This is a genomic window from Sanguibacter sp. Leaf3, from assembly GCF_001425965.1.
GTDB classification, from domain to species: Bacteria; Actinomycetota; Actinomycetes; order Actinomycetales; family Cellulomonadaceae; genus Sanguibacter; species Sanguibacter inulinus.
The window spans coordinates 1,255,383-1,276,241 of the sequence record NZ_LMRH01000001.1; the positions used below are offsets into that span (position 1 = coordinate 1,255,383).

The 20,859-nt window shown below is 71.1% G+C and carries 13 protein-coding genes; all 13 read left to right on the forward strand.

The annotated features are described in order from the left end of the window. Positions 1-34: 34 nt before the first annotated feature. The 13 genes from ASG53_RS05405 (at position 35) to ASG53_RS05465 (ending at position 20,753) form a co-directional block, all read left to right on the forward strand. Positions 35-1,048 carry an ABC transporter permease gene (locus tag ASG53_RS05405; RefSeq protein ID WP_056129447.1) on the forward strand — a complete coding sequence of 338 codons (1,014 nt, stop codon included), beginning with the start codon at positions 35-37 and terminating at the stop codon, positions 1,046-1,048. Beyond that, positions 1,048-2,769 (forward strand): ABC transporter ATP-binding protein, encoded by a 1,722-nt coding sequence (locus ASG53_RS05410; RefSeq protein WP_056129450.1) that lies wholly within the window; start codon positions 1,048-1,050, stop codon positions 2,767-2,769. Before ASG53_RS05405 ends, ASG53_RS05410 begins: the two co-directional genes overlap by 1 nt. Positions 2,770-3,262: 493 nt before the next feature. Further along, entirely contained in the window at positions 3,263-4,879 is a 1,617-nt protein-coding gene (locus ASG53_RS05415) for an ABC transporter substrate-binding protein (protein WP_056129453.1), read from the forward strand. 172 nt (positions 4,880-5,051) lie between these two features. Then, entirely contained in the window at positions 5,052-5,978 is a 927-nt protein-coding gene (locus ASG53_RS05420) for an ABC transporter permease (protein ID WP_056129458.1), read from the forward strand. Then, complete coding sequence (locus tag ASG53_RS05425) at positions 5,971-6,966, forward strand: ABC transporter permease (RefSeq protein ID WP_056129459.1); 996 nt, start codon at positions 5,971-5,973, stop codon at positions 6,964-6,966. Before ASG53_RS05420 ends, ASG53_RS05425 begins: the two co-directional genes overlap by 8 nt. Then, entirely contained in the window at positions 6,963-8,960 is a 1,998-nt protein-coding gene (locus ASG53_RS05430; protein WP_056129462.1) for a dipeptide ABC transporter ATP-binding protein, read from the forward strand. The genes ASG53_RS05425 and ASG53_RS05430 overlap by 4 nt, the downstream gene beginning before the upstream one ends. Positions 8,961-9,158: 198 nt before the next feature. Next, entirely contained in the window at positions 9,159-12,470 is a 3,312-nt protein-coding gene (locus ASG53_RS05435) for a hypothetical protein (protein ID WP_056129464.1), read from the forward strand. Next, a complete protein-coding gene (locus tag ASG53_RS19800; protein WP_156382672.1) occupies positions 12,467-15,286 on the forward strand; it encodes an FtsX-like permease family protein in 2,820 nt (939 codons plus the stop codon). The genes ASG53_RS05435 and ASG53_RS19800 overlap by 4 nt, the downstream gene beginning before the upstream one ends. A gap of 5 nt (positions 15,287-15,291) precedes the next feature. Beyond that, positions 15,292-16,362, forward strand: coding sequence for an ABC transporter ATP-binding protein (locus ASG53_RS05445; RefSeq protein ID WP_082543805.1), 1,071 nt, complete (start codon positions 15,292-15,294; stop codon positions 16,360-16,362). Continuing rightward, positions 16,359-17,048: an ABC transporter ATP-binding protein gene (locus ASG53_RS05450; RefSeq protein ID WP_056129472.1), complete on the forward strand. Its 690-nt coding sequence runs from the start codon at positions 16,359-16,361 to the stop codon at positions 17,046-17,048. The genes ASG53_RS05445 and ASG53_RS05450 overlap by 4 nt, the downstream gene beginning before the upstream one ends. A gap of 199 nt (positions 17,049-17,247) precedes the next feature. Next, positions 17,248-19,158 carry a translational GTPase TypA gene (typA, locus tag ASG53_RS05455; RefSeq protein WP_056129475.1) on the forward strand — a complete coding sequence of 637 codons (1,911 nt, stop codon included), beginning with the start codon at positions 17,248-17,250 and terminating at the stop codon, positions 19,156-19,158. A 157-nt stretch (positions 19,159-19,315) separates the two neighbouring features. Beyond that, positions 19,316-20,365 (forward strand): PIG-L family deacetylase, encoded by a 1,050-nt coding sequence (locus tag ASG53_RS05460; RefSeq protein ID WP_056129477.1) that lies wholly within the window; start codon positions 19,316-19,318, stop codon positions 20,363-20,365. Between the two features lie 10 nt (positions 20,366-20,375). After that, positions 20,376-20,753: a DUF6113 family protein gene (locus ASG53_RS05465; RefSeq protein WP_056130748.1), complete on the forward strand. Its 378-nt coding sequence runs from the start codon at positions 20,376-20,378 to the stop codon at positions 20,751-20,753. Positions 20,754-20,859 lie beyond the last annotated feature (106 nt).

Here is a 20,859-nt window from a genome sequence, read left to right on the forward strand (position 1 = left end):
CCTGCGACCGGCTCCATGACTCCCGGAGAGCGCAATGACTGACCCCAACAAGCCCGTGAACCCGGAGCGCATCCCGACTCCAGCAGACGGCGGCATCGACCCGGTCGCGTCCCACATGCACGACGCGCCCGGCCCGTCGAAGACCGAGCAGAAGTCCTACAGCCAGGGCCAGCTCGTCGTGCGTCGGTTCCTGCGCCACAAGGGCGCGATGGTCTCCCTCGTCATCCTGGTGCTCATCACGCTGCTCGCCTTCACCTCGATCGGCATCGGCCCGATCCCCGGCTGGTGGGGCAAGGACTACACCAAGGCCGCGGACGTCATCAACGGCGGACGCCCGACCTACTCCTTCCCGTTCACGCTCGGCGAGCACCCCTTCGGGCAGGACTCGACGGGCAAGGACTACTTCGCCCTCGTGATGAAGGGGACGCAGGTCTCGCTCATCGTCGCCTTCACCGTCGGGATCCTCGCGACCATCCTCGGGACCGTCATCGGCGGTCTCGCGGGGTACTTCCGCGGCTGGCTCGAGACACTCCTCATGCGTCTCACCGACCTTGTCATCGTCATCCCGCTCCTGGTCCTGGCTGCGGTGCTCGGACAGATCGCGTCCTCGTGGGGTGTGTTCGGGCTCGCGATCATGCTCGGCCTCGTCACCTGGACCGGCCTCGCCAGGCTCGTCCGCGGAGAGGTCCTCTCGCTCCGTGAGCGCGAGTTCGTCGCCTCGGCCCGGGCCATCGGCACGGGTTCGGCCCGGATCGTCGTCAAGCACATCCTGCCGAACACGATCGGCGTCATCATCGTCTCGGCAACCCTGTCGATCGCCTCGGCGATCCTGCTCGAGACCGCGCTGAGCTTCCTCGGCTTCGGGGTCAAGCCGCCCGACGTCTCGCTCGGGCTGCTCATCAGCGACTACCAGAACGCGTTCACCAACCGACCGTGGCTCTTCTGGTTCCCCGGTCTGTTCATCCTGGCCATCGCGCTCACCGTGAACTTCATCGGTGACGGCCTCCGTGACGCCTTCGACCCCCGTCAGAACAGGAACAAGGACTGATGAGCACCACGACTCCCGCTCCAGCGGACAGCACAGCAGTCCTGTCCTTCACCGACCTCGACGTCAAGTTCGGCACCGAGTTCGGCACGGTCCACGCCGTCAAGGGAATCTCCCTGGCGGTCCAGCCGGGCGAGGTCCTCGCGCTCGTCGGCGAGTCCGGCTCGGGAAAGTCCGTCACCTCGATGACGGCGCTCGGTCTGCTCCCGAAGAACGCTCGCGTCGGTGGGCGCATCACTGTCGGCGACACCGTCGTCGGCGAGCTCGACGACAAGGGGCTGCGCCGCATGCGCGGCAACGACGTGGCCATGGTCTTCCAGGAGCCCATGACAGCGCTCAACCCCGTGCTCACCATCGGCACGCAGCTCACCGAGGCCCTCGAGCTGCACGGCATCGCCTACGGCAAGCAGGCCGTGGCCCGCGCCGTCGAGCTGCTGCGCATGGTCGGCATCCCGGAGCCCGAGCGCCGCGTCAAGCAGTACCCGCACGAGCTCTCAGGCGGGCAGCGTCAGCGTGTGGTCATCGCGATGGCCATCAGCTGCGACCCGAAGGTGATCATCGCCGACGAGCCGACCACGGCCCTCGACGTCACGGTCCAGGCCGACATCCTCGACCTGCTGCGCTCGCTCAAGGACAAGCTCAACACCGGCATCCTGCTCATCACCCACAACATGGGTGTCGTGGCAGACATGGCCGACCGGGTGGCCGTGATGCTCAAGGGCACCATCGTCGAGACCGGCACGGCCGACGAGGTGCTCAACCACCCGCAGCACGACTACACCAAGAAGCTGCTCGCCTCGGTCCCGCACCTCGGGTCCGGGCCGGGTCAGCTCGGCACCGTCGTCACCGAGGTGGCCGAGGCCCCCGAGGGCGACAAGCCGGCGCTCGAGCTGAAGAACCTCGTCATCGAGTACCAGCGCGTGGGCAAGACGCCCTTCCGCGCTGTCGACGACGTGACCTTCACCGTCGGCTCGGGCGAGATCGTCGGGCTCGTGGGGGAGTCGGGCTCGGGCAAGTCGACGATCGCGCGCTGCGCCCTCGGGCTCATCCCGGCGGTCAGCGGCTCCGTGTCGATCTTCGGCACGAGCTTCGCTGCGATGAACCACAAGCAGTCCAAGGCGCTCCGCAAGCGGATCGGTGTCGTGTTCCAGGACCCGGCCTCGTCGCTCAACCCGCGCTTCCCGATCGGTGACTGCATCGCCGAGCCCCTCGTGGTCCACAAGATCGGCGACAAGAAGTCCAGGCTCGCCAAGGTCTACGAGCTCCTCGACGCCGTCGAGCTGCCCCGCGACGTCATCAACCGGTACCCGCACGAGCTCTCCGGCGGTCAGCGCCAGCGCGTGAGCATCGCCCGCGCCCTCACGCTCGACCCTGAGCTGCTCGTCGCTGACGAGCCCACCTCGGCCCTGGACGTCTCGGTCCAGGCGAGCGTCCTGGCGATGTTCACGGCCCTCCAGGAGCGCTACCGCTTCGGCTGCGTCTTCGTCTCGCACGACCTCGCGGTCATCGACATGCTCGCGCACCGCGTGGTCGTGCTGCAGGACGGCAAGATCGTCGAGCAGGGCACCCGGGAAGAGGTGCTCCTCAACCCGACGCAGGAGTACACGCGTCGCCTGCTCGCCGCAGCGCCGGTCCCCGAGCCCGGGGAGCAGCGTCGTCGCCGCGACGCACGCCACGCCCTGCTCGCCCAGCTGGGCGACGAGGTCACCGAGCTGCGCACCTGAGAGGTCTGCAGAACCTGCGCACGGCTCACGCAGAGGCGCCCACCCGGCTGGAACGGGTGGGCGCCTCTCGTGCGTCTGGTGCCGCCGGGACCTCTGCCGCACGTCGCGGCCGACCGCAACCGGGGGAGCGCCGACGGCCTGCTGCGGCGGGACCACGCCGACGAGGGTGATCTCGGACCGTGCTCGCAGGCGGTCGGACGCCCGATGTACGTGCGCTAACGTCCCAGTTCAGAGGGGCTGACAGGTCAATGATCGCAACGATCTTCTCGTCGCATGTCCAGCATGTGAACACTGTGTCTCCAGTGTTACTGACCAGTATCACTTCGGTAACGATCACCACCCTGAACCCCCCGATGGTCAGAGGTGCCCCGGAGAGCCGATAGTTTCCTCTACATACGACGGTCTCTCTCCCTCTCGCGCGCCCGGATCTTTCCCGGGCCCCTCGAGCGGGACGCACCCGGTGCGGGGGCCCCCAGTCCTTCCAGGAGGAACATTGAAGATCAGGAAGCTCAGCGCTGTCGCAGCCGTCACGGCTGCCAGCGTGCTCGCCCTCTCGGCGTGCGGCAGCGACGACAACGGCGGCAGCGGAGAGGGTTCGGGGTCCACCTCGGACAACGTCTTCACCATCGCCTACAACGCTGACGGTGGCCACCAGGCCTGGGTCGACGCCACGGCGAACAGCATCAAGAACACGCTGGGCATCGAGGCGGAGGGCAAGCCGTACGCGACCTTCGCCGAGCTCCGCACCGACGTCACCGAGCGCAAGATGACCGGCGCGTTCCGCACCGGGTGGCAGGCTGACTACCCCAGCCTCTACAACTTCCTCGGCCCGCTCTACGGCACCGGTGCCGGCTCGAACGACGGCGAGTACTCGAACCCCGAGTTCGACGACCTGCTGACGCAGGGTCAGGGCGCGAAGAGCATCGACGAGGCCAACGGCTTCTTCGACCAGGCTCAGGAGATCCTCCTCGCCGACCTCCCCGCGATCCCGCTGTGGTACGCCAACGTCACCGGTGGCTCCTCCGAGGCCGTCGACAACGTCGCCTTCGGCTGGAACAGCGTCCCGCTGTACTACGCCGTGACGAAGGAGGACGGCACCCCCGTCCGTGCCAACGGCACCGAGCCCCAGAACCCGCTCGTCCCGACCAACACCAACGAGGTCGGCGGCGGTCGCATCATCGACGCGCTCTTCCAGGGCCTCGTGTCCTACGACGAGTCGGGTGCGCCGGTCAACGAGCTCGCCGAGTCGATCACGAGCGACGACCAGCAGACCTGGACCATCAAGATCAAGGGCGGCACGACCTTCACCAACGGTGAGGCCGTCACCGCGAAGTCCTTCGTCGACGCGTGGAACTACGGCGCGCTGCTCAGCAACGCCCAGCTCTCCTCGTACTTCTTCGAGGGCATCGAGGGCTACTCGGCCGACGCCGACTCGCCGCTCACCGGCCTCGCGGTCGTCGACGACACCACCTTCACGGTCAAGCTCAACCAGCCTGAGGCCGACTTCCCGCTCCGCCTGGGCTACAGCGCGTACCTGCCGCTGCCGTCCGCCGCGTACGCGGACATGGCTGCCTTCGGCGAGGCGCCGATCGGCAACGGGCCGTACATGATGAACGGTGCATGGCGCCACAACGAGGCCGTCGACCTCGTCGTGAACCCCGACTACTCGGGCCCGCGCACCCCCGCCAACACCGGTGTGAGCTTCGTGTTCTACGACTCCTTCGACTCGGCGTACAACGACCTCCTGGCCAACAACCTCGACGTGTTCGACGGCATCCCCGACAGCGCGTTCGGCACGTTCCAGGACGACCTCGGCGACCGTGCGGTCAACCAGCCCGCCGCCGTGTTCCAGTCCTTCACCATCGCCCAGAACCTCGAGCACTTCGAGGGTGAAGAGGGCAAGCTCCGCCGTCAGGCCATCTCGATGGCCATCGACCGCGAGGCGATCACCGACACCATCTTCGAGGGCACCCGCACCCCCGCCGCCGACTTCACCTCCCCGGTGATCGACGGCTGGAGCGACACCCTCGCCGGTGTCGACGCGCTCGTCTACAACCCGGAGAAGGCGAAGGAGCTGTGGGCACAGGCTGACGAGATCAGCCAGTGGTGACATCTCACTGACGCCAGACCCGTAGTACCGCACACCGTGCACCAGGTGGGGTGGAGGGCCAGACGGTCCTCCACCCCACCTGCGTCGTGTCTGACGCCTGACACGACGTCCAGTACAGTGGCGGGCGCGCTCCTCACGAAGGAGCTGCCCGCCCGCAGGAAGGATTGGCTCCATGGTCCGATATATCGGACGCAGGCTGTTGCAGATGATCCCGGTGTTCATCGGCGCAACGCTGCTCATCTACCTCATGGTCTTCGCGCTCCCGGGTGACCCGATCCAGGCGCTCGGCGGAGACCGCGGGCTCTCGCCTGCAGTCGCCGACCAGATCCGGTCGCAGTTCAACCTGGACAAGCCACTCATCGTCCAGTACCTGCTCTTCCTCAAGGGCATCTTCACCTTCGACCTCGGGAACTCGTTCTCGGGCCAGCCGATCTTCGACGTGGTCGCCCGGGCCTTCCCGGTCACCATCAAGCTCGCGCTCATGGCCCTGGTCATCGAGGCCGTGCTCGGCGTCGGCATCGGTTTCATCGCCGGTCTGCGCAAGGGCGGGATCTTCGACGGCACAGTGCTGCTCGTCAGCCTCGTGGTCATCGCCGTGCCGACCTTCGTCATCGGTTTTGTGCTGCAGTTCTTCATCGGCGTGAAGGCCGGCTGGCTGCCACCCACGGTCGGCGGAGACGTGAGCCTGAAGTCCTTGCTCATGCCCGCGATCGTGCTCGGCGCCGTCTCCTTCGCGTACGTGCTGCGACTGACCCGGACCTCGGTCGCCGAGAACCTCTCGGCCGACTACGTCCGCACCGCGACGGCCAAGGGCCTGTCTCGCGGGCGCGTCGTCAACGTGCACGTGCTGCGCAACTCCCTCATCCCCGTGATCACCTTCCTCGGGGCCGACCTCGGCGCGCTCATGGGCGGCGCCATCGTCACCGAGGGCATCTTCAACATCGCAGGTGTGGGTGGGACCTTGTACCAGGCCATCATCCGCGGCGAGCCGTCCACAGTCGTCACCTTCGTGACGATCCTCGTGGTCGTCTACATCATCGCGAACCTGCTCGTCGACCTGCTCTACGCAGTCCTGGACCCAAGGATCCGTTATGCCTGATGGCACCACGCCGGCTCACAGCCGGCCCTCCGAGGACGCCACGGCGAGCACCCCCCGCCCCGGCCAGACCCACTTCGTCGCCGACGTCTCGCAGACCCCCGTGGCCGTCGTCGACAAGGTCGACGAGAGCGCACCGGCCTCGAGCCTGTGGCGCGACGCCTGGCGCGACCTGCGCCACCGCGTGCTCTTCTGGGTGTCCGCCGCGCTCATCCTCGCGGTCCTCCTCGTCGCGCTGTTCCCCGGCCTTTTCACGTCGGTCGACCCGCGCTTCTGCGAGCTCCGCAACTCCCTGGGCAACCCCCAGTCCGGTCACCCCTTCGGCTTCGACCGCCAGGGCTGCGACGTCTACTCCCGTGTCATCTACGGTGCACGCGCGTCGGTGTCCGTCGGTGTCCTGACGACCATCGGCGTCGTGCTCCTCGGTGGCCTCATGGGGGCCCTCGCGGGCTTCTACGGCCGCTGGTTCGACACGATCCTGTCGAGGATCACGGACATCTTCTTCGCGATCCCGCTCGTGCTCGCCGCGATCGTCCTCGGCCAGGTCTTCTCCGAGGGCCGCACGGTCCTCAACGTCGTCGCGGTCCTCACGGTCTTCGGCTGGCCCCAGGTCGCCCGCATCACCCGCGGTGCTGTCATGAGCGTCAAGAACAACGACTACGTGACGGCCTCCAAGGCCCTCGGCGCCTCGCGCCTGAGCATCCTCGGACGCCACGTGATCCCGAACGCGGCTGCGCCGATCATCGTCGTCGCCACGGTCTCCCTCGGCACCTTCATCGTCGCCGAGGCGACCCTGTCGTTCCTCGGTCTGGGCCTGCCTCAGAACGTCCTGTCCTGGGGCCACGACATCGCGACCGCGCAGTCGTCGCTGCGGACCAACCCGAGCGTGCTGCTCTACCCCTCGGTAGCGCTCGCCCTCACGGTCCTCAGCTTCATCATGATGGGCGACGCCGTGCGTGACGCCCTCGACCCGAAGGCGCGGAAGCGATGAGCGCGACAGCAGGCCAGGAGCCCCTCCTGGAGATCCGTGACCTCGACGTCACGTTCACGACCATCAACGGGGAGGTGCCCGCGGTCCGCGGCGCCAACCTCACGATCTACCCCGGCCAGTCCGTCGCGATCGTCGGCGAGTCCGGCTCGGGCAAGTCCACGACGGCGCACGCGATCATCAGCCTGCTCCCCGGGACCGGCAAGGTCACGGGCGGCTCGATCCGCTTCGACGGCCGCGAGATCACCACGGCCTCGAAGAAGGAGATCGTCGCGATGCGCGGCGACCAGATCGGCCTGGTCCCTCAGGACCCGATGTCGAACCTCAACCCTGTCTGGAGCATCGGCTTCCAGGTCAAGGAGGCGCTGGCCGCCAACAACATCGACGTCTCCCGCGGCACCCGCAAGGGTCTCGCCGAGGCGATCGGCTCGTCCGAGGGCGGTGTCACCGGTGGTGACCTGCTCATCGGGCGCAAGGGCAAGGCCTCGCTGCTCGGGGTGCTGCGCACCTCGCTCACCGAGCAGCCCGGCGTCGACGGCCCAGCCGTCGAGGCTGCTGTCGCCACGGCCGACCAGCGGATCGTCGTGGGGTCCACGACCAAGGCCGCGGCCGTGAGCATCCTCGAAGAGGTCGGGCTCGCCTCGGCGCGCTCGGTCGTCGAGGCCGAGACCACGACGGCGAACGTCGACGACCGCGTCGCCGGTCTGCTCGCCGAGGCTGGTCTGCCGGACGCGGTCCGCCGCGCCAAGCAGTACCCGCACGAGTTCTCGGGTGGCATGCGCCAGCGCGCGCTCATCGCGATCGGCCTGGCCTCGCGGCCGAAGCTGCTCATCGCGGACGAGCCCACGTCGGCGCTCGACGTCACCGTGCAGCGGACGATCCTCGACCACCTCGAGGGACTCACGCGCGAGCTCGGCACAGCGGTCCTGTTCATCACCCACGACCTCGGCCTCGCGGCCGAGCGGGCCGAGCACCTCGTGGTCATGTACCGCGGGCGTGTCGTCGAGTCCGGCCCGTCGCGGGAGATCCTCGCCAACCCGCAGCACCCGTACACCCAGCGCCTCGTGGCGGCGGCCCCGTCGCTCGCCTCGCGTCGCATCCAGTCGGCCAAGGCACGCGGCGAGCAGTCTCAGGACCTCCTTGCCGCGACCGCTGGTGACGGTGTCAGCAGCAGCCGCGACGACGTCGTGGTGGTCGAGAACCTCACCAAGGTGTTCCAGATCCGTGGGTCCGGCAAGCACCAGGACTTCAAGGCCGTGGACGACGTGTCGTTCTCGATCAAGAAGGGCACGACAGTCGCGCTCGTGGGGGAGTCGGGCTCCGGCAAGTCCACCGTCGCGAACATCATGCTCAACCTGCTCGACCCGACCGAGGGCAAGATCTACTTCGACGGCGTGGACCTGTCGACGCTCGGCTCCTCGGAGCTGTTCGACTTCCGTCGCCGGGTGCAGCCGATCTTCCAGAACCCCTACGGCTCGCTCGACCCGATGTACTCGATCTTCCGCACCATCGAAGAGCCGCTGCGCATCCACAAGGTCGGCAGCAAGAAGGAGCGCGAGGCGCGGGTCCGTGAGGTCCTCGACATGGTGGCCCTGCCGCAGTCGACGATGCGCCGCTTCCCCAACGAGCTCTCGGGAGGGCAGCGTCAGCGCATCGCGATCGCGCGTGCCCTCGCCCTGCGCCCGGAGGTCATCGTGTGCGACGAGGCCGTCTCGGCCCTCGACGTGCTCGTCCAGGCGCAGGTCCTCGAGCTGCTCAACGACCTGCAGTCCGAGCTCGACCTGAGCTACCTGTTCATCACGCACGACCTCGCGGTGGTCCGCCAGATCGCCGACCAGGTGTGCGTCATGAAGAACGGTCGCATCATCGAGTCCGCGACGACCGACGAGGTCTTCGACAGCCCGCGCGAGGAGTACACGCGCGAGCTGCTCGGAGCCATCCCGGGATCACGTCTCGACGTGGTGCCGAGCGGTCCGGAAGACCTCGACCTGCGCTGAGCACGACCTGAGCCAGACCAGCACCACGCACGACCAGCATGTCCAGAATGTCCAGCACCACGTAAGACCAGCACAACCAGCACGACAGGTCGCGCGCGGGCGGCACAGCTGCCCGCGCGCGACCCACGCCCCGTGGCCGTCCAGCACGGCCGGGGGACGACGCGACGACGCGACGCTCGACCGGAGGGGGCCCGGACGATGGGGACGAAGACCACGACGGCACCTGGTGCCGCCCCGGCGCGTGCCCCAGAGCGGGCGCGGGCCGGTACCAGCCCGACCGGGACACCCTCGACAGGGCTCGCAGGCCTCGTCCGGGCCCGCCTCCGTGCGTCCAGGGCGGCGCTCCTCGGCCTGACCGCCGTCACCCTGCTCGTCGCCGGGACGGTCGGCGGGACCTTCGCCTTCGTCGAGCAGAGCAGCACCCAGGCCGTCCGGACCGCACCCGACCTGCTGACGGGACCTGGTGCTGTCCTGCGGGTCACCACCCGGCTGGCGCCAGACCCCGCCGCGCAGGACGGCACCGTGCGCCAGATCTTCGCGTCCGCGACGGGTGAGACCCCCGTGGACGTCTCTCGCTCCCTGACGACCGAGGCCCGCTCGGCGAGCGCCGCCGACGGCACACCCCTCGAGCAGGTCGTCCTGAGCGCCCGGACCGCCGCAGCCGGCAGCACGGTCCCCGGCCCCGGCGAGGCACTCCTGCCGACCTCTGCCGCCGAGCCGCTGGGCCTCGAGGTCGGCGACACCGTCGTGGTCGCCGACGTCCCGCTCGTGGTCGTCGGGCTCTGGGAGCCGGGCCCAGGCGTGCCCGGGTCCGCCCTCGACGAGACCTCCGGCTCGGGTGAGCCCCCGTACGGCCCTGTCCTCGTCGACGAGCAGACGCTGCTCGCCGTCCAGGACGACCCCTTCGTCGGCTGGACGCTCTCGACTCGCACCCCGCTGCTCACCGTCGACGACGTCGCCACCCTCGCCGCCGGGCTCCCGGGGGTGCGCGGCGCCGTGACGGCGGGCTCTGCCGACGTCCGTGGTGTCGTCGAGACCGGCACGCTCACGGCGACTGTCGCGGCCCTCGACGCGCAGGCGTCGACGGCCCGTGCCGTGACGACGGCACCCGTGGTGCTGCTGCTCGTGGTGAGCCTCGTGTCGCTCGTCGAGCTCGCGAGGATGCTCGTGGCCGTGCGGGCCAGGGAGAGCCAGATCCTCGTCGCCCGCGGGGCGTCGGCGGCTCAGCTCGGGCGGCTGGGGCTCGTCGAGGTGCTCCCGGCTGCTGTGGGCGGCGCGCTGCTCGGTGGTGCTGGGGCGTGGGCTGCGTTGGCCCTCGTCGGTCCTGTCGGGGGGTGGACGACTCTCGGTGCTGCCTGGATCGTCGGGTCGGCTGCCGGTGTGGCAGCCCTCGTCGCCGTGGTCTTCGTGGTGGTGACAGCTGTCGACGCGAGGTCCCTCGCCCGGGTGCGGGCGGTCGACGCGTCGGGCCGGGCCCGGACCGCGGTCGGAGTCGTCGCCGTCGTGCTGCTGGGCGCGGTCTCCGTGCTGCTCGGCTGGCGGCTGTGGCGGGCCCGCGGGCTCGCGGTCCCCGAGGCGGAGGCCCTCGTGGTCGCCGCCCCGGGAGTCCTGCTGCTCGCCCTCGTGCTCGTCGTCCTCGTGCTGCTCGCGCCGACGCTGCGCCTCGTCGAGCGTCGCGCCCGCCGTAGACCGGGGCTGGCACCGGTCTACGCGGCGCGCCAGGTCTCCCGCAGGCTCGTGGCCTTCACGGTCCCCGCCGTGCTCGTGGCTCTCGCGACAGGCTCCGTCCTGCTCGCGAGCGGCTACAGCGGCACGGTGGACCACCTGCGCGGTCAGGTCGGCGGGCTCGCGACAGGCAGCGACGTCCGGGTGCAGACCACGACCACCGGCGTGGTCACGCCGCTCACCACGGTCCCGGCGCTCGACGTCGACGCCGGGGTTGCCGCGGCCTCGTCGCTCGTGCTCGACGTCGAGGGCACTGTCGGTGACGGACCTGTCCGGGTCCTCGCGGTGCCTGGCGAGCAGATCGCGCCGCTGCTCTCGCGGACACCTGCCGTCGACGCGTCGTCGCTCGTCGTCGTGGCTCCCCGCCCGGCGCTGCCTGGCCTGGCTCTGCCCGAGGGGACCAGCGCGCTGCGCCTGGACCTCGCAGGCCAGGCTGTCGAGGCGGAGATCGACGAGACACGCTTCTCCGGCAGGATCCGGGCACCGATGCCGGCCTTCGGCGGACCGCCGGTCCCGGTCACCACGGTCGTGTGGCTGGCCGACGAGCACGGCGGCATCGTGCAGACCAGCGCCGATCCCGTCTCGTTCCCGGTCCTCGCCGGCGACGACGGCGCACGCACCGACGTCGAGGTCGAGATCGCTGTCCCAGACACGACCAGCCGCTGGCGGGTGGTCTCCATCGAGCTGCGCGCCGACCCCCGGCGCGGGCCCGTGGCCCTCGACCTCGCGGTCACGAGCGTCGGGACCCTCGCGGCCTCCGGAGACGCCGCTGACGACGGGACGTCGGAACCGACAGACCTCGCCGGGGCGAAGGGGACCTGGAGCCTGCTCGACGCGCTGGTCGGGGCCTCGGGCACCGGGTACGACGGGAGCCTGTCGCTGACGAGCCCGCCTGACGCCGTGCTGCCCGCGGTCAGCGGCGTGCTCGAGGCCGCGGCGGTCCAGGTGCGGCTCCGCTTCATGCCCCCCGGAGCCGACCCCAGCCTCGACCCGGGGGCAACCGATCTCGCGCCGGCGGTCCCCGCCGTCGTCGTCCCGGAGCTCTTGGCTCGTCTCGACGCCGCAGTCGGTGACACGCTCGACGCGACGGTCGTCGGTCAGCGCGTGACGCTCGAGATCGTCGGTTCGGTGCCCGCGCTGCCCGGCGGTCTCGGCGGTCCCGCACTCATGCTCGACCTCGACGCGCTGCAGGCCTTCGGTCTGCGCACGGCGCGGGCCCCGGCCGCGGCCGACGAGATCTGGGTGGCGGCCCAGGACCCCTCGGAGGTCGGTGTGCTCGTCGAGGCTGTCGAGACGCAGGTCCCGCCTGCGTGGACCGTCACGAGCGCCGGTACCGCCGCCGCGGTCCCGGCCCCCTCGATCGGGTCGGCCTTCTGGATCGCCGCAGCCGGGGCCGTCGCCCTGTCCCTCGCGGGGACGTGGTCGGTCCTCGGAGCCCTGGGCCGTGCGCGGCGCGGCGAGGTCGTCGCGCTGCGTGCTGTCGGGGTGAGCGGGGGCGCGCAGGCACGCTCTCGGACCTCTGAGCTCCTCATCGTGCTCGGCTGCGCTGTCGTCGCCGGGCTCGTCTCCGGTGCGCTGGTGACGCTGGCGGTCGCCGGGCTCTTCGCCCGCGTCACCGTGCCCGAGGCCTTCGCAGGCATCGCCTCGGGTGTGCACCCCTCAGTCGTCCCGATGGTCGTGCTGCTGCTCGCCCTCGTGGTCGGCGCCGGCCTGCTCGTCGCGGACCAGGCCCGGACCGTGCGCAGGCAGGCCCTCGACCTCGACCACCGGGAGGACGCCCGATGAGCCGCACGAGCGCAGCCGGCAGCCCCGGAGGCTCCTACGCACCCAGGTCTAGCTCGCCGCGGACTCCGGCGGTGCCTGGCCCTGCGCTCGCCGCGCGCAGGACCACGCGCGCCGAGCGACGGGTCCCGGTGGTCCGGCGGGTGCTCGCCGACGACCTCCGGGCCGGGACTGTCGTGCTCCTGGTGACGGTCGTCGCCGCGCTGCTGCTCGCCGTGTGGCCGCGGGCGGTCCAGGTGGTCTCGGACGACATCACGAGCCACAGGCTCGCCGCGACCACGCCGATCACCCGGGACATCTCGTCGAGCAACCAGACCCCGTACTACGGCGCCTCGCGGGGGACAGCGCCGTCGGCGGTCCCCGACGAGTGGGAGACCACCTTCGGGTTGCTCGACGGCGGTCTGCGGCAGGCTCACGACGCCCTGCCCGACCCGCTGCGCGCCGGGGTCCTCGACCCGCGCATGCGGACCTCGGCGCGAGGGGACGTCGTGATCGAGACCTCAGAGCGCTCGGACGTCGCCACCATCAACCTCCGCGAGACCCAGGACCCCTACCTCGCAGAGCACGTGACCCTCACGGAGGGGCGCTGGCCGACCATCGACGACTCGCCGCTGGCCCTCGCGGAAGGGCCTGTCGAGCGGACACCGCAGCCCGTCGGGATCGCCCTCTCCGCCGCTGCCGCCGAGAGGCTCGCCTGGGACGTCGGCCAGACCCGCCAGGCCTTCGGCCGTGGAGACTTCGTCCTGCTCGGGACCTACACCGCAGACGACCCCGACGAGGACTACTGGTACCACACCCCGTCTGCGGCGGAGCCCGCCATCGTCGACAGCATCAACGTCGGCGTCGTGCTCACGGCCGCCGCGTACCGCGGACCGGGGATCGACCCGTTCCTCGACAGGCTCGACGTGTGGTTCGACGTCGACCCCTCGCCCTACACCTCGGACCAGCTGTCCGACATCTCCTCCCAGCTCCGCGGCTTCACGGCGGCTCCGCTGTCCTACGGCGTCGACCAGCCCGACGGGACCCTCAAGCTCTCCTCGGAGCTCCCCGGGACCCTCGACACGATCGAGCGTGACATCTCCGCGACGACGACTGTCGTCGCCCTGCTCGCCGCCGGGCCCGTCGCGGGTCTCGGGCTGCTGCTGCTCGCGGCTGTCAGGGTCATCGCCTCGCGACGCCGCACCGCGCTCGCCCTGGCCCGGGCCCGCGGGGCCTCCGGTCTGCAGGTCCGCGGCCTCCTGGCCGTCGAGGGCCTGCTGCTCGGGATCGCCGGAGGAGGGCTCGGCCTGCTCGGAGCCGTGCTGCTCGTCCCGACGGCCTTCGCGCCCGCCGTCCTCGTCGGACCGCTGGTGGCGGCGCTCGCCCCCGCCGTGATGCTCGCGGCGAGCGCACCTCCTGCAGGGCTGCGCGGTGTCCGTCAGGACTCTGCGGCCCGGTCGACGAGCTGGCTCCGGGGAGTCTGGGAGGTGCTCGTCCTGGCGGTCGCCGCGACCGCGACAGTCCTCGTGCTGCGCCGGGGTGCCGAGGACACCGGGAGCGGTGCGGACCCCCTGCTCGCCGCGACGCCAGCCCTGCTGGCGGTCGCGACGGCCGTGGTGGTCGCACGGATCGCGCCGCTGCTCCTCACCCCTGTCGTCCGGCTGGCCCGCTCGCGGCGCGGCGCGCTGTCCTTCCTCGGGGCGGCCTCGGCGACCCGGGACCGTCGTGGTCAGCTGGCCCCGCTCGTCGGGCTCGTGGTGGCCGTGACCGTCGCGGTGCTCTCCACGGTCCTGCTGACCACGGTGCGCACCGGGCTCGAGACCCAGACCTGGGACGCGATCGGGGCCGACCTGCGCTCGACGGGGCCGATCGTCGACGAGGACACCCTCGCCCTGGTCCGCGAGGTGCCAGGGGTCGCGGCGGCCACCACCGCGACCGAGGTGAGCCCCGCGGCGCTCTCGACAGGTGACGACAGGCTCCAGGCGCGGGTGCTGCTCGTGGACCCGGCCGACCTCGCGCAGGTCCAGCAGGACGTCCCGGGCTGGACCGTCCCTGACCTGGCCGCCCCGACGGACGGCGGTCCGCTGCCGGCTGTCGTGTCGAGCCGCTTCGCGCTCGAGGGCGGGGCGACCGTCACGGTCGACGGGCAGGTCGTCGTGCTCGACGTCGTCGAGCAGCGCCCCGAGGTCCCGGGCGTCTCGACCACGTCGGGCTGGGTGCTGCTCGACAGGTCGAGCCTCGCCGACCTGACCGGGACCACCTACCTGCCGCGGACCCTGCTGGTCCGCCTCGACCCCACGGTCGAGGACGCGGACCGGGCTGTCGTCGTCGCGAGGGTCGGTGAGATCACCGGGCCGAGCGCCGTCGAGGTCCAGGCCGATGCCGTCGGGCTCCGCCTCGACGACCCGACGCTCGCCGGGCTGCAGGGCGCGCTCCTCGTCGGGACCCTCGTGGCGCTCGTCGTGGGCGCCTCGACGATCGTGCTCGGCGAGGTCATGGCGACGGGTCGACGCGAGAGGCTCGTCGCTGTGCTGAAGATCCTCGGGATGTCCGCGCGCGGGCCTCGGGTCATCACCACCTGGGAGATCGCCTCCTGGGCTGTCCCCTCCCTCGTCGCAGGGTTGGCCCTCGGGCTGGCGCTGCCCGTGCTCGTCGCCCGGACTGTCGACCTGCGCGCCTTCACCGGCGGTGCGACCGCACCGCCGCTCGTCTACGACCCTGCCGCGCTGCTCGGCGTCCTCGGGGTCTTCGTCGTCGTCGTGGGGGTCTGCTGCCTCGTCTCAGCGGCCCTCGGACGACGGGTCAGCTCCGCGGCGACGCTGCGGTCGGTACAGGAGTGAGAGACATGACCACCCAGCCCCCGGCCGTCGGCCGGCACGCCTCCGCCAGCGCAGCACCGAGACCGGCGTCGCCGGACATCTTGTGCCGTGACCTCGTGCGCATCTTCGTCACCGAGGGGATCGAGGTGCAGGCCCTGCAGGGCCTCAACCTCCGGGTCGAGGCCGGTGAGATCGTCGCTCTCGTCGGAGCGTCGGGCTCGGGGAAGTCCACCCTGCTGTCGATCCTCTCGGGTCTGGACAGGCCGACAGGTGGGACGGCGGAGGTTGCAGGCGCCGACCTTCTGACCCTCGGCCGCCGGGACCGCGTGAGGTACCAGCGTCAGACCGTGGGCTTCGTGTGGCAGCAGGCGGCCCGCAACCTCCTGCCGTACCTGACGGCTGCGCAGAACGTCGCGCTGCCGCTGACCATCACCCGGGCACCAGACCGTCGGGGGAGGGCTCTCGAGCTGCTCGACCTGCTCGGCGTCGCGCACTGCCAGGACCGCCTGCCCTCCCAGATGTCGGGTGGTCAGCAGCAGCGTGTCGCGATCGCCGTCGCCGTGGCCAACTCGCCGCGGGTGCTGCTGGCCGACGAGCCCACGGGCGAGCTCGACGAGGCGACCTCGGCCGAGGTCCTCGAGATGCTCCGCGCGGTCAACGCGGAGACCGGTGTGACCACGCTGATCGTCACGCACGACCCGACGGTCTCCGAGCACGTGGCCCGCACCGTGCAGATCCGCGACGGCCGGACCTCGACCGAGGTGCTGCGCCGCACCGAGACCGACGAGCACGGCACCGAGCGGCACGTCGCCGAGGAGTTCGCGGTCCTCGACAGGGTCGGCAGGTTCCAGCTGCCGCCCGACTTCGTCGAGAGCCTGGACCTCCGCGACCGCGTGAGGCTGTCGCTCGAGCCTGACCACGTGGGTGTGTGGCCCGACGGGTCGGTCCCGGTGCCGGGTCCCGTCGGACCGGCCGCTGGAGCCGGACGCCACCGTCCAGGTCCCGCACCTCGGCACGCGGTGGCTGACGGCATGCCTGGCGGCGCGCCCGCCGCCACTGCAGACGGTACGACCGACGAGACGGGGGAGCAGCGATGAGCGCGACGCAGCAGACCGGCCCTGCGCTCCGGGCGGACGCTGTCAGCCGGACCTTCTCGACCCCTGCGGGCGACGTGCACGCCGTCTCCGACGTCTCCCTCGAGGTCGGCCGCGGCGAGCTCGTCGTGCTGCGTGGCACCTCGGGCTCGGGAAAGTCGACCCTGCTCCACCTGCTCGGTGGCATCGACGAGCCGACATCGGGCCACGTCGAGGTCGACGGCGAGCGGCTCGACAGCCTGGACACCGCTGGGCGGCTCCGGCTGCGGACCACCGGCGTCGGGTACGTGCTGCAGTCCTTCGGCCTGGTCCCGGTGCTCTCGGCCGCCGAGAACGTCGAGATCCCGCTCCGGCTGCTGCGCACCGAGCCGCGGGAGCGCGACGCCAGGGTCCGCGAGGTGCTCGCGACGGTCGGCCTCGAGCGGCACGGCCACCAGCGTCCCTACGAGCTGTCCGGCGGGCAGCAGCAGCGTGTCGGGATCGCCCGGGCGATCGTCGCCAGGCCGTCGATCCTGCTCGCCGACGAACCCACAGGTCAGCTGGACTCCGCGACAGCGGCTACGGTGATGGACCTGCTGCACGACCTCGTGCACCAGGAAGGTGTCGCAGCGGTGGTCTCGACCCACGACCCCCTGCTCGCCGCCAGGGCGGACAGGGTGATCACCCTCCACGACGGACGTGTCTCCTGACACACTCTCGCGTGGCCCTCTGCGCTCCGGGTACAGTTGCATAGGTCAACGTCGTCTCTTCGTCGACGAGCGCTTCCCAGGTGCGGCACACGCCAGCATCCGGGCCGCTGTCGAACCGCTGACGCGTGGCCTCCTCGGGTACCCAGCGGCGCACCTGTGCGCTGCCCCGTTCCTTCCACACGGTGAAATGAGTTTCTCTATGTCTGTGCGCTCCGACCTGCGTAACGTCGCGATCGTCGCCCACGTCGACCACGGTAAGACCACCCTCGTCGACGCGATGCTGCACCAGTCCGGCGCGTTCGGATCCCACGCGCACGTCGACGAGCGCGCCATGGACTCCGGTGACCTCGAGCGCGAGAAGGGCATCACGATCCTCGCGAAGAACACCGCCGTCCACTACGCCGGTCCTGCCGCGATCGCCGCCGGCCAGCCCGACGGCATCACCATCAACGTGATCGACACCCCGGGCCACGCCGACTTCGGTGGTGAGGTCGAGCGCGGCCTGTCCATGGTCGACGGTGTCGTCCTCCTCGTCGACGCGTCCGAGGGCCCCCTGCCCCAGACGCGCTTCGTGCTGCGCAAGGCGCTCGTCGCCAAGCTCCCCGTGATCCTCGTGGTCAACAAGACCGACCGCCCCGACTCGCGCATCGAAGAGGTCGTCGCCGAGGCGACCGACCTCCTGCTCGGTCTCGCGAGCGACCTCGCGGACGAGGTCCCCGACCTCGACCTCGACGCGATCCTCGACATGCCCGTCGTCTACGCGGCAGCCAAGGTCGGCCGCGCGTCGACCGAGCAGCCCGCCGACGGCACCGCTCCCGAGAACCCGGACCTCGAGCCGCTCTTCAAGGTCATCCTCGACAAGATCCCGGCCCCGACGTACGAGGAGGGCGCGCCGCTCCAGGCTCACGTCACCAACCTCGACGCCTCGCCGTTCCTCGGCCGCCTCGCGCTGCTCCGCATCTTCAACGGCACGATCAACAAGGGCCAGACCGTGGCCTGGGCCCGCGCCGACGGCACGATGCAGAACGTCAAGATCACCGAGCTCCTCGAGACCAAGGCGCTCTCGCGCGTCCCCACGGACTCCGCAGGCCCCGGTGAGATCGTCGCCGTCGCCGGCATCGAGGACATCACCATCGGTGAGACCCTCACGGACCCCGACGACCCGCGTCCGCTGCCGCTCATCACGGTCGACGACCCGGCCATCTCGATGACCATCGGTATCAACACCTCCCCGCTCGCGGGCAAGGGTGGCAAGGGCCACAAGGTCACCGCCCGCCAGGTCAAGGACCGCCTCGACAAGGAGCTCATCGGCAACGTGTCGCTCCGCGTCCTGCCGACCGAGCGTCCTGACGCCTGGGAGGTCCAGGGCCGTGGAGAGCTCGCTCTCGCGATCCTCGTCGAGCAGATGCGCCGCGAGGGCTTCGAGCTCACCGTCGGCAAGCCGCAGGTGGTCACGCGCACCATCGACGGCAAGCGCCACGAGCCGATGGAGCGCATGACCATCGACGTCCCCGAGGAGTACCTCGGCGCCGTCACGCAGCTCCTCGCCCAGCGCAAGGGCCGCATGGAGACCATGTCGAACCACGGCACCGGCTGGGTCCGCATGGAGTTCGTGGTCCCCGCCCGTGGCCTCATCGGCTTCCGCACGCGCTTCCTCACCGACACGCGCGGCACCGGCATCGCCTCGTCGATCGCCGAGGGCTACGAGCCGTGGGCCGGCCCGATCGAGACCCGTGTCAACGGCTCGCTCGTCGCCGACCGCTCGGGTGTCGTGACACCGTTCGCGATGATCAACCTGCAGGAGCGCGGCTCCTTCTTCGTCGACCCCACGCAGGAGGTCTACGAGGGCATGATCGTCGGCGAGAACTCCCGCAACGAGGACATGGACGTCAACATCACGAAGGAGAAGAAGCTCACCAACATGCGTGCGGCGTCTTCTGACACCTTCGAGAACCTGACCCCGCCGAAGCACCTCACGCTCGAGGAGTCCCTCGAGTTCGCCCGCGAGGACGAGTGCGTCGAGGTCACCCCCGAGGTCGTGCGCATCCGCAAGGTCATCCTCGACCAGAACGAGCGCTCGCGCGCCTACTCGCGCAACAAGAACGGCTGATCCACCCACGACCCGCGCCCTCACGGCGCGCGGGTCCTGTGCCGATGGCTGCCAGGTCCACCGACCCGGCAGCCATCGGCTTTTCCCAGGCGAGCACGCGCGGTCAGGTACCGCGCAGCACGGGGGCGTGCAGCACTTCCGCGGACGAAGGACTTCCATGATCACCGAGACGACCCTGCCCGACGGCCCCCTGCTCGTCGTGCACGCTCACCCCGACGACGAGACGCTCGCGACGGGCGGGCTGCTCGCGACCTGGGCGGCGGCGGGACGACCCGTGACCCTCGTGACCTGCACGCGCGGCGAGCGCGGCGAGGTCATCGGCACAGCGCTCGCGCACCTCGAGGGCGACGGTCCGGCGCTCGCCGAGCACCGCGAGGCCGAGCTCGCCGAGGCGCTCCGTGCGCTCGGCGTCGAGGACCACGTGTTCCTCGACGCGCTCCCCGGTCAGCCGGGTGCGCTCGCGCAGGGTCAGCGTCTCGAGGACTCCGGCATGGCCTGGGTGGGCGACGGAGCCCCCGGGGCCAGCAGCCAGGCCGGTGCGGCCACCGACGTGCCCGAGCGGGCGCTCGTGCGTGCCTCGCTCGAGGAGTGCGCCGAGCGTCTCGCCGTGCTGCTGCGTGACCGCCGCCCTGCCGTCGTCGTCACCTACGAGCCCGGCGGCGGCTACGGGCACCCGGACCACGTCCGGGCGCACCAGATCACCACGCGGGCTCTGGCCCTCGCGGCCGAGGCTGACGGTGCGCACGCGGCGCACGTGCCCGACCACGTCTGGTGGAACGTCGTGCCGCCGCAGGTGCTGTCCGACGCGCGCGCGAGCCTCGCCCGCCGCGCCGAGGACGACCCGTGGTTCCAGGCCCTGCTGCAGACCCACCCCTCGGCCGCGCTCCCGCAGGGACCCTTGCCGGCTGTCGCCGAGCCTGCGCGCGAGGTCGTGGCGACGATCGACGTCCGCCCTGTCGTCGAGCAGGTCGAGGGGGCGCTGCGCGCGCACGCGACGCAGGTCCACTGGGTCGAGTCCGCCGACCCGTCGGGCACCCCGGGAGGACGGCCCACCGCGACAGTCCTGCCCGCGGCCGACGAGGTCCTCGGCTGGTACGCGCTGAGCAACGACGTGCTCGTCCCGTGGCTGGCGCACGAGTACTACGCGGCCGCAGAGCCGCAGGCCGAGCAGCCCGACGTCCAGCGCGCGGTCAGCGAAGGCCGGTAGCGTGTCCCGCATGTCTGGTCTCCCGCCCGCAGCCGCCCCGGTGCGCAGCCGGTCCTCCGTGGTCCTCGGCTACGTCGTCGCTCTCCTGCTCGGCGCGCTCGTCGGCCTGGTCGGCACAGTCGCGCACAGGCAGTGGCTGCCCTGGGTCCTCGTGCTCTGCCTCCTCGCGGTCCTGGCCGCAGCGGTGATGGTCCGTGCCTGGGTCGGCGGCGGAGGGCTCGTCGCCTACGGCCTCGGGTGGCTCGCCCTGGTCCAGGTCGCCGCGACCGCCGGCCCCGGGGGAGACGTGCTGCTCCCGGGCGACCCGTGGAGCTACGTGTGGATGGGTGGCGGCATGCTGATGATCGGCGTGGCGGCCTTCGCGCCGCGGCGCTGGTTCACCGACTGACATCCCGTCACCCGCAGGGGACCCGCCCCGTACACTGGTCCGGCAGGGGGAGAGCATCCCACGCCAGTCCACGGGGTCATGCCCCTGAACCGTCGCGAGTGGAGCG